Consider the following 12,572-nt stretch of genomic DNA (forward strand, 5'->3'; position numbering starts at 1 on the left):
CGCGTCCTCAGGAGCAGCCGCATCCGGACTTGCTGGCGGCCTTCGCCACGGCATCGTCGGAGCAGCAGGCGTCGATGCCGGCCGGTGCCGGCCCGCCGCAGCAGCCGGATGCAGCGATCCCGCCCTCAACGCCACCGCGCGTGCAGACGCCGGTTTCGGGGAGTTCGAGTTCGACGCGCTCGGCGGCTTCTTTGTCGCCAGCGATATCGGCGGCGATCGAGCGCACCTGTTCGTAGCCGGTGATCATCAGGAAGGTTGGCGCCCGACCGTAGGATTTCATGCCGGCGAAGTAGAAGCCCGCATCGTCCTGCTGCAGTTCGCGCGCGCCGTGCTGGCGCACGGTGCCGCAGGAGTGCTCGTTGGGATCGATCAGCGGTGCGAGCGCGACCGGCGCCTCGATCGCGGCATCGAGCCGGAGCCGAATCTCGCTGAGGAAGGAGTGGTCCGGACGGAAGCCGGTTGCGATGACCAGCTCGTCGGCGACGACGCTGCGTCCACAGCAGGCTGACGAAGTCGCGATCCGAAGCCGGCCGTCGATCGGCGAGATCGCCGAGACGGAAAATTCGGCCTCAACCTGTACCTGGCCTGATGCGACCAGCGAGGCGAAGTGGGTGCCGAGTTCGCCACGCGCCTCCAGCTTGTCGTTCGCGCCGCCTCCGAAGGCTTTGGCAGGATCATTGCCGCGGAGCAGCCAGATCGGGCGGGTGCCCGGCACCTGACGGGCCAGCGTCGCCAGGTCGGTCAGGGTACCGATCGCCGAATGTCCCGCGCCAAGTACGGCGACGGCTTTGCCAGCGTAGCGGTCGCGGTCTTTGCCGAGCACGTCCGGTATGCCGTAGGCGATCTTCGCTTGGGCCTCTCGTTCGCCGATCGCCGGAAGGCCGTTGGCGCCGGCGGGATTCGGCGAGAACGACGTTCCGGATGCGTCGATGACGGCATCGGCGCGGAGGGCCTCAGGCCCCTTGCCGTTCTGGTAGCGTATCTCAAAGGGTGCAGCCTCTCGGCCCTTCGTCCTCGCCTTGTCAAAGCCGGCACGGGCAATGGCGGTGACGCGGCTCGATGTGCGGATAGTGTCCTTCAGGTGCGTGCGCGTCGCGAGCGGTACAAGATACTGGGCCAGGAGTTCGCCGCCGGTCGGATAGACCTGTGGGTCCGGCGAATTCCAGCCTGTTGGCGCGAGCAACCGTGCGGCGGCCCGGTCGACGTTGTATTCCCAAGGTGAAAAGAGCTGGACGTGTTGCCATTGACGGACCGCATGTCCGGCTTCTGGTCCGGACTCGAGCACGACGGGCGTCATGCCGCGCTCTAACACGTGCGCGGCCGCAGCAAGGCCGACGGGGCCGGCTCCTATGATCGCGACCGTCTTTCCTGCGCTCATTTCCAGCTCCTATCCTTCTAGAATTATCGAATGAGTTGGCAAAAAAAATCAGGCCGCTGTCTGCGCTTTCTCGCATTGGGTCTCGTCGAGGCAGCACTCGGCAACGAGGAAATCCACCAAACCCTGCATGGTGTCGTATTCGGCGTGGCAAACCAGCATCGTGCTCTCGCGCACCTGCGAGATCAGACCGACGGAGACGAGCGTCTTGATATGGTGCGACAGTGTCGAGGCCGGAACCTTGAGCCGCTCCTGCAGGCGCCCGACCGGCATGCCTGCACGTCCGGCGCGGACCAGCGCGCGATAGATTTTCAACCTGGTCGGGTTGCCTAGCGCTTCGAGGCGGGTTGCTGCATCATCGATCTTCACGAAGTGCAGGATGAGCGCGGACAGTGTATTTGTCAAACTGTATTTCTAGAATGTTGGAAATAGTGCCGGTCCACCGGTCTCCTTGCGCGCGGATTTTTTGAGTTGACTCCATCCGACATTTCCATAAGTCTGGATATATGGAAACTGAAAAAGCAGTCTTGGCCCTCGCGGCCCTCTCACAAGCGACCCGCCTTGAGGCCTTCCGGACGTTAGTCAGCCACGAACCTGACGGCCTTGCGGCTGGCGATCTTGCCCGTCTGCTCGAAGTTCCGCCGAACACGCTGTCGGCGCATCTGTCGATTTTAACCCGCGCGCGGCTTGTGACATCCGAACGGCATAGTCGCTCGATCGTCTATCGCGCCAATCTGGCTGAATTCCGGGACGTCGCCGTGTTCCTGCTCCGGGATTGCTGCGACGGACGACCGGAGGTCTGCACGCCGGTCGTCGAAAGTCTGCAGTCCTGTTGTTCTCCGAAGCGAAAGGAGCGAACCCGTGGCTGACAACCTCTACAACGTCCTGTTCCTCTGCACCGGTAACTCGGCGCGCTTGGGCGCGAAGCAGCCAACGCCGAGGGACGGCTGATGGAGGCCTTCGACCTTTCGCGACGCTTGGCGGCCGAGGCATTGGGCACCGGAATTCTCGTCGCCACCGTGGTCGGGTCCGGCATCATGGCCGAGACCCTGACCAAAGATGTCGCTCTCGCGCTTCTCTGCAATACGCTGCCGACTGGCGCAATCCTGGTTGTGCTGGTCAGCGTGCTCGGACCGATCTCCGGAGCGCATTTCAATCCAGCCGTAACGCTCGTCTTCACCGGCAAACGCGAGTTGCCGGCGAATGAGGCTGCACTGTATGCGATAGCGCAGATCGCAGGTGGCATCGCCGGAACGATGGCCGCGCATTTGATGTTTGCTCTGCCGGTGATCGACGTCTCGACCAAAATGCGGACAGGTGGACCGCAATGGTTTGCGGAGGCCGTGGCAGCTTTTGGCCTGATCACAACGATTCTGGCTGGCATCCGTTTTCAGCGCGCCGCCGTTCCCTGGCTGGTGGGCCTGTACATTACGGCCGCGTACTGGTTTACCGCCTCGACATCGTTCGCCAATCCAGCAGTGGCGATCGCGCGTTCACTGACGAACACGTTTGCCGGCATTCGCCCGATAGATTTGCCTGGCTTCATACTTGCGGAACTATGCGGAGCGCTCGTCGGCATGCTGTTGATGATTTGGCTGCTCGGGCGACCTCATGCGCGCACGGTCCCAATCGCGGAGACAACCAGATGAGCGTCACCATTTATCACAACCCGGATTGCGGCACGTCCCGCAACACGCTTTCCATGATCCGGCAGAGCGGCGCCGAGCCCACCGTCATCGAGTATCTCAAGACGCCCCCCTCGCGCGAGACACTCAAGGAATTGATCGCCGCGATGGGCATCCCGGTGCGTGCCCTGCTGCGAGAGAAAGGCACGCCTTACAAGGAGCTTGGCCTCGACGATCCGAAATGGTCCGACGACCAACTGCTGGATTTCATGATGGCGCATCCCATCCTGATTAACCGTCCCATCGTGGTCACCCCGAAGGGCGTCCGGTTGTGCAGGCCGTCCGAGGTCGTGATCGACCTCTTGGACAATCCAGTCGGACGTTTCGTGAAGGAGGATGGCGAGGTGGTCGAAGGCCGCTGATAAATCCGCGTTCCGGGCGGTCACCTGAAGAGCTCTGACGTGCAACTGCACATCAGAGCTCAATGCTGTCAGGTCTCTTAGAATGACGAGAGGAGAGCGCGCGTCAGCGCACCAGCACGTTCCGGAACTGCCAGGGATCGGAGGTGTCGATATCCTCCGCGAACAGGCCGGGCCGGTCGGCGAGCGGGGTCCAGTCGGTGTAGAAACCCTTCACCGGGCCGAGATACGGCCGCTGGATTTCCAGGCAGCGGTGAAAATCCAGCTCGTCGGCTTCGACGATGCCGGCTTCTGGATTCTCCAGGGCCCAGACCATGCCGGCGAGCACGGCCGAGGACACCTGCATGCCGGTGGCGTTCTGGTAAGGCGCGATCTGGCGGGTCTCCTCGATCGAGAGCTGCGAGCCGTACCAATAGGCGTTCTTGGCGTGGCCGTAGAGCAGCACGCCGAGCTCGTCGATGCCGTCCTCGATCTCGTTCTCGTCCAGGATGTGCCATTTCGGCTGCATCCGCCCCGCAGCGCCGAACATCTCGTGCAGCGACAGCACGGCGTCGTTGGCCGGGTGGTAGGCGTAGTGGCAGGTCGGGCGATAGATCACCTTCTCGCCGTCGCGCACGGTGAAATAATCCGCAATCGAGATCGACTCGTTGTGGGTGACCAGGAAGCCATATTGCGCGCCGGGCGTCGGGCACCAGGAGCGCACGCGGGTGTTGGCGCCGGGCTGCAGCAGATAGATCGCGGCCTGGCAGCCCTTCGCGTGCGTGCGGCCGTTCTCCGGCATCCACTTCTCGTTGGTGCCCCAGCCGAGCTCGGCCGGCTGCAGGCCCTCGGAGACGAAGCCCTCGACCGACCAGGTGTTGACGAAGACGTTCATCGGCTTCGGCTTCTTGGAGCGCTGGGTGTCGCGCTCGGCGATGTGGATGCCCTTGACGCCGAGCTTGTGGGCGAGCTGGCCCCAGCCCTCGCGGCTTTTCGGCTCGTTGAATTCGACGCCGGTGTCGCGGGCGATGTTGAGCAGCGCCTGCTTGACGAACCAGGACACCATGCCGGGATTGGCGCCGCAGGTCGAGACCGCGGTGGTGCCGCCCGGGTTCTTGCGCTTGGCTGCAAGCAGCGTCTCGCGCAGCGCATAGTTCGAACGCCCTTCGGTGCCGATGTTCTTGTCGAAATAGAAGCCGTGCCACGGCTCGATCACGGTGTCGACATAGAGCGCGCCGATCTCGCGGCACAGCGTCATGATGTCGACCGAGGAGGTGTCGACCGAGAGGTTGACGCAAAAGCCCTGGCCGCCGCCGGCGGTCAGGAGCGGCACGAGCAGTTCGCGGTAATTGTCGCGGGTGACGCCATCCTTGATGAAGCGCACGCCGTGCTTCCTGGCGAGCTCGCCATCCTCGTGCGGATCGATGATGACGAAGCGCGACTTGTCATAATCGAAATGCCGCTCGATCAGAGGCAGCGTGCCTTTGCCGATCGAGCCGAAGCCGATCATGACAATGGGGCCGGAAATCTTGGCGTGGATCTGCGAGGAGGGGCTCATCATTTTCTCCAGGAGATGGCTCGAGCGGGTGGATGGTTGGTGGACGTTAATGGATCAGGCAGTGCGTCGTTTCGCGGTGACTTCGATTTCGACCTTCATCTCGGGCTTGTAGAGCCCTGCGACGATCAAGAGCGTGGCGGCCGGGCGGATGTCGCCGAGGAACTCGCCGCAGACCGCGAAGTGGGCATCCGCGTCCTTGGCGTCCGTCAGGTAGTAGGTCGCGCGGACGATGTCGGCCAGCGCGAAGCCGCCTTCCTTCAGGGCGGCCTCGATGGTCTTGAAACAGTTCCGTGACTGGCTCGTGACATCATCAGGCATCGTCATCGTCGTGTAGTCATAGCCGGTGGTTCCAGCGACGAAGGCGAAATCGCCGTCGATCACGGCGCGGCTGTAGCCGGCAGTCTTCTCGAAAGGCGAGCCGGTCAAGATCAGGCGGCGGGACATTCAGGACCTCCTATTCTCAGCGTTGCGCGACATAAGGGTACTTGCGCGGGTTTACGGGATTTTCCCGCCCGCGCAACCTTCGGTTCTGGTCTCGCGGGTTAGCGGGAGTGCTGGGTCGTGTCGGCGGCGGGCGCGGACGGCGAGCTCCAGCGGCGCACGAAGATGTCCCTGACGATCATGACCGAGATCAGGATCAGGACGATGGTGGTGATGACGCTGCGCAGAACTGGACGCGCGACGTCGCTGGTTGCGGGAAGATCTTCGGCCATGATCGCAACCGTCACGCGGCCTGCGGCACGGCGCGCAATGCGCGTGCCTTGCGCTTGAGCAGCAATGCGCCGGTCGCGGCGACCATGCCGCAGGCGCCGTCGAGCGCGCCCTCGGAAAGTTCGAGGCCGAGCAGCCGCTCGCGCTCGAACGGGCCGGGCAGCGCCACGTCGCCCATCTTCTCGGACGAGAAGCCGAAGCGGGCGTAATAGGGCGCATCACCGAGCAGGATCACCGCGCCATGGCCGCGCGCCCGTGCGATCTCGATCGCGCGATCCATCAGCGCGGCGCCGACGCCGAGGCCGCGGCAGGTGGAATCCACCGCCAGCGGCCCCAGCATCAGCGCGGGTCTGCCCCCGGCGCTGACGTGCCACAACCGCAACGTTCCGACCAGCCGGCCACGTGCGACCGCCGACAGGGCAAGGCCTTCGGCGGGCGCGCGTCCGTCGCGCAGGCGCTGGCATGTGCGCTGATGGCGGTTCTCGCCAAAGCAGGCATCCAGCAGCATTTCACGCGCCTCGACGTCCGAGGAACGCTCCGCACGGATCGCGAACGGAGCGGCGCTCGGGGTGAGGGCAACGGTGGTCTTCCGCAAAGCAGTCATGGCACGTCAGTCCCCGCTTCCAGCGGCGGGGCGCACCGGTGGAAGCGTCGTTCAGAATTCGAAATGTCGGGGAGGGAGCCGGCAGGCCGGCTCCCTGGTTCGTCGATCCTTAAAGGCAGATCAGATGTGGTAGGTCCTCAACGGCGGGATGCCGTTGAAGGCCACCGACGAGTAGGTCGACGTATAGGCGCCGGTGCCTTCGATCAGCAGCTTGTCGCCGATCTCGAGCGTCACCGGAAGCGGATACGGCAGCTTCTCGTACAGCACATCGGCGGAGTCGCAGGTCGGGCCAGCGAGCACGCACGGCGTCATGTCCGCCCCGTCATGCGGGGTGCGGATCGCATAGCGGATCGATTCGTCCATCGTCTCGGCGAGACCGCCGAACTTGCCGATGTCGAGATAGACCCAGCGCACCTCGTCCTCGTCGCTCTTCCTGGAGATCAGAACGACTTCGGTCTCGATGATGCCGGCATTGCCGACCATGCCGCGGCCAGGCTCGATGATCGTCTCCGGGATCTGGTTGCCGAAATGCTTGCGCAGCGCCCGGAAGATCGACCGGCCGTACTGCACGACCGGCGGAACGTCCTTCAGGTACTTGGTCGGGAAGCCGCCGCCCATGTTGACCATGGACAGGTTGATGCCGCGCTCGGCGCAGTCGCGGAACACGGTCGAGGCCATCGCCAGCGCGCGGTCCCACGCCTTCACCTTGCGCTGCTGCGAGCCGACATGGAAGGAGATGCCGACCGGCTCCAGTCCCAGCCGCTTGGCGAGGTCGAGCACGTCGACCGCCATCTCCGGGTCGCAGCCGAACTTGCGCGACAGCGGCCATTCGGCGCCGGCGCAGTCATAGAGGATGCGGCAGAACACCTTCGCGCCGGGAGCGGCACGGGCGACCTTCTCGACCTCGGCGGCGCAGTCGACCGCGAACAGGCGAATGCCGAGCGCGAAGGCACGCGCGATGTCGCGCTCCTTCTTGATCGTGTTGCCATAGGAGATGCGGTCCGGCGTCGCGCCTGCGGCCAGCGCCATCTCGATCTCGGCAACGGTCGCGGTGTCGAAGCAGGAGCCGAGCGCGGCGAGCAGCGACAGCACTTCCGGCGCCGGGTTGGCCTTCACCGCGTAGAACACGCGGCTGTCCGGCAACGCCTTCGCGAAGCTCTGGTAGTTGTCGCGCACGACTTCGAGGTCGACGACGAGGCACGGCTCGGTGTCGAGGCCCTCGCTGCGGCGGTGACGCAGGAATTCCTGGATGCGCTCGGTCATGGCACTCTCCCAACGACCCCAGCGACGGGGCCGCATTTCAAGAACAAGACGTCGGATAGGAGCCCTCTGGCCGCATCGCGCGATGGAGGCGCAACGAAGCCAAAAAACTCAAACCAGACTGTGCTGCCGTGGATTGGTTGGGAGATTTCCCGCCCGCTCACCTGGCAATGAAGGACAAGCCTTTTCAGTAGCCCGCGCCGGCGTTGGAATGCCGGTAGAGACCAAAAAAGCCCGCTCCGTCGTTGCTTTAAGTCGCGTCCCCCGTTGAGAGCGGGGTGCGCCGGTTCGCCTCCGGCTGCCAGTCACGGTTGCAAGAGATGGAGAGACCTTCATCGGCATCCCTTGAGAGAGATGCTGGCCGCATCAGAGGCGACCCTCGGTTCTTCATCCCTTGGCGGCTGTCCGGCCTCTTGTCCGGATACCTACCGACTGACACACGACCACAGGCACGTGCGAAATTGGGCAAGGTTGGAAATAAGTGTTTTGACTCAGCCGCGCAAGAATTTTTTTCCGATGCGCGCAGATTTCCCTAACGCGAGCTTGCGATCGTTTGTCGCTGCACGCGCGGAAGCGCCGAACATGAACGGCCGTTAAGAGAAGCTAGCAGTCGGCTGCGCGTTTGGAGCCTTCTGCCACAGTGTTTTCGCAGTCGCGCCTCACGCGCGCCGCGTGAACGGCTCGATGCGCTGCGCCGCGCGGATGAACGCGATCATCACGAGGACGCCGAGCGCGAACAGCACCGCTTGCAGGATGTGCGCGGCGGTGTCCTCGAGCCCGAACAGGATCGCGAGCGCCCAGCCGCCGGCGAAGGCCGCGCCGAACACTTCCGCGCCGATCAGGATCGCCGCGCTGATCACGGTGATCACGCTCGGCCAGGCGATCTGGCGGTTGCCGGTGGAGGAGGGCTGCGGGTTCATGGAAGCAGGCTCATGGAAGAAGGTCCTTTTTAAGGGGCGCAATGTCCCTGAAATGGGCCCTGCGATCAAGCGCAAAAGGCCCAAAATTGCCGCAGGACATGGTATACATTGCCGCAATATCCGGGACAAAAACGGGATTTCGCATGTCGGCAAGCTCGCAAGTTTCAGGTGCCTCGCAAGGCTCGGCCAACCCGCTGCTGCAGGGCTGGCAGACGCCGTTCGAGACGCCGCCTTTCGACGAGATCAAGCCCGAGCATTTCCTCACCGCCTTCGAGCAGGCCTTTGCCGATCACTCCGCCGAGATCGCCGCGATCGTCCATGATCCGGCGGCGCCGGACTTCGCCAACACCATCACCGCGCTGGAGCGCTCCGGCAAGCTGCTCTCCAAGGTCGCGGCGGTGTTCTACGACCTGGTGTCGGCGCATTCGAACCCGGCGATCCTGGAGATCGACAAGGAAGTCTCCTTGCGGATGGCGCGGCACTGGAACCCGATCATGATGAATGCTGTGCTGTTCGGCCGCATCGCGCTGCTGCACCAGAACCGCGCCTCGCTCGGCCTGAGCGGGGAGCAATTGCGGCTCCTGGAGCGCACCTATACCCGCTTCCGCCGCGCCGGCGCCGGCCTCGACGAGGCCGCAAAGGCGCGGATGGCCGAGATCAACGAGCGGCTCGCCCATCTCGGCACCAGCTTCAGCCACCATCTGCTCGGCGACGAGCAGGAGTGGTTCATGGAGCTCGGCGAGGACGACCGTGCCGGGCTGTCGGACAGCTTTGTCGCCGCCGCCAAGGCTGCGGCGGAAGAGCGCGGGATGGCCGGCAAGGCGATCGTGACGCTGTCGCGCTCTTCGGTCGAGCCGTTCCTGAAAACCTCGGACCGACGCGACCTGCGCGAAAAGGTCTTCAAGGCCTTCACCGCGCGCGGCGACAACGGCAACGCCCACGACAACAACGAGACCATCGTCGAGATCCTGGCGCTGCGCGAGGAGACCGCTGGCATCATGGGCTTCTCGAACTACGCCACCTACCGGCTCGAGGATTCCATGGCGAAAACGCCGGAGGCCGTGCGCGGCCTGCTGGAGCGGGTCTGGAAGCCGGCGAGGGCGCGGGCGCTCGCCGATCGCGACGCGATGCAGGCGCTGATCGCGGAGGAGGGCGGCAATTTCACGCTCGCGGCCTGGGACTGGCGCTACTACGCCGAGAAGCTCCGGCAGATCAGCGCCAATTTTGACGACGCCGCGATCAAGCCATATCTCGTGCTCGACCACATGATCGAGGCCGCCTTCGACTGCGCCACCCGCTTGTTCGGCGTCACCTTCGAGGAGCGCAAGGATATCCCGGCCTGGCACCCGGACGTCCGGGTCTGGGAGGTCAAGGACCGCGACGGCAAGCACAAGGCGCTGTTCTATGGCGACTACTACGCCCGCCCCTCGAAGCGCTCCGGCGCCTGGATGACCTCGCTGCGCGACCAGCAGAAGCTCGACGGCGCGGTGGCGCCGCTCGTCATCAATGTCTGCAATTTCGCCAAGGGCGCGGGCGGCGAGCCGGCGCTGCTGTCGCCGGACGATGCCCGCACCCTGTTTCACGAATTCGGCCACGGCCTGCACGGCATGCTGTCCAACGTGACCTATCCCTCGCTGTCGGGCACCTCGGTGTTTACCGATTTCGTCGAGCTACCGTCGCAGCTCTACGAGCACTGGCAGGAGCGGCCGGAGGTGCTGCAGCGCTTCGCCAAGCACTACCAGACCGGCGAGCCGCTGCCGGACGACCTGCTGCAGCGCTTCCTCGCCGCGCGAAAGTTCAACCAGGGTTTTGCCACCGTGGAGTTCGTCTCCTCGGCGCTGATCGACCTCGAATTCCACACCCAGCCGGCCGAAGCCAGCCGCGACATCAGGGCCTTCGAGAAGCAGGAGCTCGAGAAGATCGGCATGCCCGCCGAGATCGCGCTGCGGCACCGGCCGACCCAGTTCGGCCACATCTTCTCCGGCGACCACTACGCCGCCGGCTATTACAGCTACATGTGGTCGGAGGTGATGGACGCGGACGCCTTCGGCGCCTTCGAGGAGGCCGGCGATATCTTCGATCCCGCGACCGCAAAGCGCCTGCTCGACGACATCTATTCGTCGGGGGGCTCGCGCGATCCGGAGGAGGCCTACGTCGCCTTCCGCGGCCGCGAGCCGGAGCCGGATGCGCTGCTCCGCCGGCGCGGGCTGCTTGAGACGGCCGAGGCCGCCTGAAGTGAGGCGCATGTCCCGCAACTGGCTCGGCCTCTTGGTCGCCGGAGCCGTAATGTTCGGCGCGGCCGCCGCACAAGCCCACCCGCATGTCTGGATCACCGCCAGGAGCGAGGTGATCTATGCGCCCGACGGCACCATCACCGGCGTCCGCCACGCCTGGACTTTCGACGACATGTTCTCGACCTATGCGCTGCAGGGCATCGAGGCCAAGACCAAGGGCGCCTACACCCGCGAGGAACTGGCGCCGCTCGCCCAGACCAATGTCGAGTCGCTGAATGAATACGCCTACTTCACCTTCGCCAAGGCCGACGGCAGGAAGCAGAAATTCACTGAACCGATCGACTATTTCCTCGAATACAACAACACGGAATTGACGCTGCACTTCACGCTGCCGGCGAAGACGCCGTTCAAGACCAGGCAGCTCTCGCTCGAAGTGTTCGACCCCGCCTTCTTCATCGACTTCAAATATGCCGACAAGGACCCGGTCAAGCTGGTTGGCGCACCAGCCGACTGCAAGCTGCAATTCCAGCGGCCGAATGACGGCACCGCGAGCGCGCAACAGCTCGGCGAGCAGAACTTCCTGAACGGCGATAGCTCCAACTTCGGCGCGATGTTCGCCAACAAGATCGTGGTGGAGTGCCCATGAAGCAGGGATCGTCTTTCGCGCGGGGCCTGGCGATTGCCGCCGTGGCGCTCGCAGCCTTCGTGCTGGCCGATGCCGCGATGCATGCGCTATCAGCGCAAAATCCGTTCGGGGCCCCGCGACGGGCGGCCGAGCCGCAGGTCGGCGGTATCATCGGCTGGCTGCTCGCCAAGCAGGGCGAGTTCTACCGAGAGATTTCTTCGACCATCCGTGCGGCCAAGACCGATGGCTATGCGGTCTGGACGCTGCTCGGGGTCTCCTTCGCCTATGGGATCTTCCATGCCGCCGGTCCCGGCCATGGCAAGGCCGTGATCTCCTCTTATCTCGTCGCCAACCGGGAAACCGCCTGGCGCGGCATCGCGCTGTCGTTTGCCTCGGCCCTGCTGCAGGCAGTCGTGGCCGTGGTGTTCGTCGTCATCGGCGCCTGGCTGCTCAACGCCACCGCGAAAACCTCGTGCGGCGCGGAAAAAGTGATCGAGATCGCCAGCTATGCCCTGATTGCGGCCTTTGGCGCGCGGCTGGTCTGGAGCAAGGGCGGCGGCTTCTTCCGCGCGCTGCAGGCGCATGTGCCGCAGCCGGCCATCGCCGGCGTCCCACTTCGTCGCCATGATCACGGTCACCATCATCGGGACCATCATCATGACGACAGCCATGATCATCATCACGATCACGGTCATGGCGTTGGGCACCAGCACGCCCACGCCCACGCTCACGCCCATGTCCATGACGAGCATTGCGGCCATTCGCACGGGCCCGAGCCAAGCGAGCTCGCAGGCCCCGGCGGCTGGCGCCGCGGTTTGAGCGCGATCGTGACCGTCGGCATCCGGCCCTGCTCGGGCGCGATCCTGGTGCTGGGATTCTCGCTGGCCCAGGGCCTGTTCTGGGCCGGCATCGCCGCGACCTTCGTGATGGGGATCGGCACTGCGATCACGGTGGCGACGATCGCAATCCTCGCCGTCTCCGCCCGCGGCCTGGCGCAACGCGTCAGCGCCGGCCGTGACGGCAGCGGCATGCTCTTCATGCGCGGCATCGAGTTCGGCGCCGCCGGCTTGGTGCTGCTGTTCGGGCTGGGGCTGCTGTTCGGCTATCTCGCCACCGAGCCGCCGACCTGCGCCTATTTTATGTGACGAGCCGCGGAAGCGGCCTCGGGAGTTACCTCTCCCCGCTCTTCGCCTGTCCGATTCACACATCGCGGAGCGCCAGACTGGTACCAAATTTGATGCGCTGGAAGGCTTCGAGCCCCA

Annotated in this window: 14 protein-coding genes; 6 read left to right on the top strand and 8 right to left on the bottom strand. The window is 64.7% G+C overall.

The features are described from left to right. Positions 1-7: 7 nt before the first annotated feature. Together OZ411_RS20730 and OZ411_RS20735 are read right to left on the bottom strand one after the other, a co-directional pair. Complete coding sequence (locus tag OZ411_RS20730; RefSeq protein ID WP_282529440.1) at positions 8-1,378, bottom strand: NAD(P)-binding domain-containing protein; 1,371 nt, start codon at positions 1,376-1,378, stop codon at positions 8-10. Between the two features lie 48 nt (positions 1,379-1,426). After that, positions 1,427-1,744, bottom strand: a complete 318-nt coding sequence (locus OZ411_RS20735) for a helix-turn-helix domain-containing protein (RefSeq protein ID WP_282529456.1) — start codon at positions 1,742-1,744, stop codon at positions 1,427-1,429. 137 nt (positions 1,745-1,881) lie between these two features. On the opposite strand from OZ411_RS20735, the gene OZ411_RS20740 reads away from it, so the two are divergent. The 3 genes from OZ411_RS20740 (at position 1,882) to arsC (ending at position 3,422) form a co-directional block, all read left to right on the top strand. Beyond that, a complete protein-coding gene (locus OZ411_RS20740) occupies positions 1,882-2,244 on the top strand; it encodes a metalloregulator ArsR/SmtB family transcription factor (RefSeq protein WP_282529441.1) in 363 nt (120 codons plus the stop codon). Between the two features lie 81 nt (positions 2,245-2,325). Further along, positions 2,326-3,024 (top strand): MIP/aquaporin family protein, encoded by a 699-nt coding sequence (locus tag OZ411_RS20745; protein ID WP_282529442.1) that lies wholly within the window; start codon positions 2,326-2,328, stop codon positions 3,022-3,024. Next, positions 3,021-3,422: an arsenate reductase (glutaredoxin) gene (gene arsC, locus OZ411_RS20750; RefSeq protein ID WP_282529443.1), complete on the top strand. Its 402-nt coding sequence runs from the start codon at positions 3,021-3,023 to the stop codon at positions 3,420-3,422. The genes OZ411_RS20745 and arsC overlap by 4 nt, the downstream gene beginning before the upstream one ends. A gap of 103 nt (positions 3,423-3,525) precedes the next feature. Here the strand turns inward: arsC and OZ411_RS20755 are convergent, their stop codons facing one another. The 6 genes from OZ411_RS20755 to OZ411_RS20780 form a co-directional block, all read right to left on the bottom strand. Next, positions 3,526-4,956 (bottom strand): homospermidine synthase, encoded by a 1,431-nt coding sequence (locus OZ411_RS20755; RefSeq protein WP_282529444.1) that lies wholly within the window; start codon positions 4,954-4,956, stop codon positions 3,526-3,528. A gap of 54 nt (positions 4,957-5,010) precedes the next feature. Beyond that, positions 5,011-5,400, bottom strand: coding sequence for a RidA family protein (locus tag OZ411_RS20760; protein WP_282529445.1), 390 nt, complete (start codon positions 5,398-5,400; stop codon positions 5,011-5,013). Between the two features lie 98 nt (positions 5,401-5,498). Beyond that, positions 5,499-5,669, bottom strand: coding sequence for a hypothetical protein (locus tag OZ411_RS20765; RefSeq protein ID WP_282529446.1), 171 nt, complete (start codon positions 5,667-5,669; stop codon positions 5,499-5,501). An 11-nt stretch (positions 5,670-5,680) separates the two neighbouring features. Then, the gene (locus OZ411_RS20770; protein ID WP_282529447.1) at positions 5,681-6,271 is read right to left on the bottom strand and encodes an N-acetyltransferase; all 591 of its coding nucleotides are present in this window, start codon (positions 6,269-6,271) and stop codon (positions 5,681-5,683) included. 120 nt (positions 6,272-6,391) lie between these two features. Next, positions 6,392-7,534, bottom strand: a complete 1,143-nt coding sequence (locus OZ411_RS20775) for a type III PLP-dependent enzyme (RefSeq protein WP_282529448.1) — start codon at positions 7,532-7,534, stop codon at positions 6,392-6,394. Positions 7,535-8,190: 656 nt separating this feature from the next. Next, positions 8,191-8,451 carry a hypothetical protein gene (locus OZ411_RS20780; RefSeq protein ID WP_282529449.1) on the bottom strand — a complete coding sequence of 87 codons (261 nt, stop codon included), beginning with the start codon at positions 8,449-8,451 and terminating at the stop codon, positions 8,191-8,193. 143 nt (positions 8,452-8,594) lie between these two features. On the opposite strand from OZ411_RS20780, the gene OZ411_RS20785 reads away from it, so the two are divergent. From OZ411_RS20785 to OZ411_RS20795, 3 genes are read left to right on the top strand one after another with little or no spacing between them, the layout of a single operon-like run. Then, positions 8,595-10,685, top strand: a complete 2,091-nt coding sequence (locus tag OZ411_RS20785; protein WP_282529450.1) for a M3 family metallopeptidase — start codon at positions 8,595-8,597, stop codon at positions 10,683-10,685. A gap of 10 nt (positions 10,686-10,695) precedes the next feature. Next, positions 10,696-11,331: a DUF1007 family protein gene (locus OZ411_RS20790; RefSeq protein WP_282529451.1), complete on the top strand. Its 636-nt coding sequence runs from the start codon at positions 10,696-10,698 to the stop codon at positions 11,329-11,331. Continuing rightward, positions 11,328-12,455, top strand: a complete 1,128-nt coding sequence (locus tag OZ411_RS20795; RefSeq protein WP_282529452.1) for a nickel/cobalt transporter — start codon at positions 11,328-11,330, stop codon at positions 12,453-12,455. Before OZ411_RS20790 ends, OZ411_RS20795 begins: the two co-directional genes overlap by 4 nt. Positions 12,456-12,572 lie beyond the last annotated feature (117 nt).

Source organism: Bradyrhizobium sp. Arg237L (genome assembly GCF_029990105.1).
Taxonomy (GTDB): domain Bacteria; phylum Pseudomonadota; class Alphaproteobacteria; order Rhizobiales; family Xanthobacteraceae; genus Bradyrhizobium.

Coding starts and splice junctions, on each gene's coding strand:
- OZ411_RS20730 (WP_282529440.1), bottom strand. CDS start 1,378: ATGAGCGCAGGAAAGACGGTCGCGATCATAGGAGCCGGCCCCGTCGGC.
- OZ411_RS20740 (WP_282529441.1), top strand. CDS start 1,882: ATGGAAACTGAAAAAGCAGTCTTGGCCCTCGCGGCCCTCTCACAAGCG.
- OZ411_RS20745 (WP_282529442.1), top strand. CDS start 2,326: ATGGAGGCCTTCGACCTTTCGCGACGCTTGGCGGCCGAGGCATTGGGC.
- arsC (WP_282529443.1), top strand. CDS start 3,021: ATGAGCGTCACCATTTATCACAACCCGGATTGCGGCACGTCCCGCAAC.
- OZ411_RS20755 (WP_282529444.1), bottom strand. CDS start 4,956: ATGAGCCCCTCCTCGCAGATCCACGCCAAGATTTCCGGCCCCATTGTC.
- OZ411_RS20760 (WP_282529445.1), bottom strand. CDS start 5,400: ATGTCCCGCCGCCTGATCTTGACCGGCTCGCCTTTCGAGAAGACTGCC.
- OZ411_RS20765 (WP_282529446.1), bottom strand. CDS start 5,669: ATGGCCGAAGATCTTCCCGCAACCAGCGACGTCGCGCGTCCAGTTCTG.
- OZ411_RS20770 (WP_282529447.1), bottom strand. CDS start 6,271: ATGACTGCTTTGCGGAAGACCACCGTTGCCCTCACCCCGAGCGCCGCT.
- OZ411_RS20775 (WP_282529448.1), bottom strand. CDS start 7,534: ATGACCGAGCGCATCCAGGAATTCCTGCGTCACCGCCGCAGCGAGGGC.
- OZ411_RS20780 (WP_282529449.1), bottom strand. CDS start 8,451: ATGAACCCGCAGCCCTCCTCCACCGGCAACCGCCAGATCGCCTGGCCG.
- OZ411_RS20785 (WP_282529450.1), top strand. CDS start 8,595: ATGTCGGCAAGCTCGCAAGTTTCAGGTGCCTCGCAAGGCTCGGCCAAC.
- OZ411_RS20790 (WP_282529451.1), top strand. CDS start 10,696: ATGTCCCGCAACTGGCTCGGCCTCTTGGTCGCCGGAGCCGTAATGTTC.
- OZ411_RS20795 (WP_282529452.1), top strand. CDS start 11,328: ATGAAGCAGGGATCGTCTTTCGCGCGGGGCCTGGCGATTGCCGCCGTG.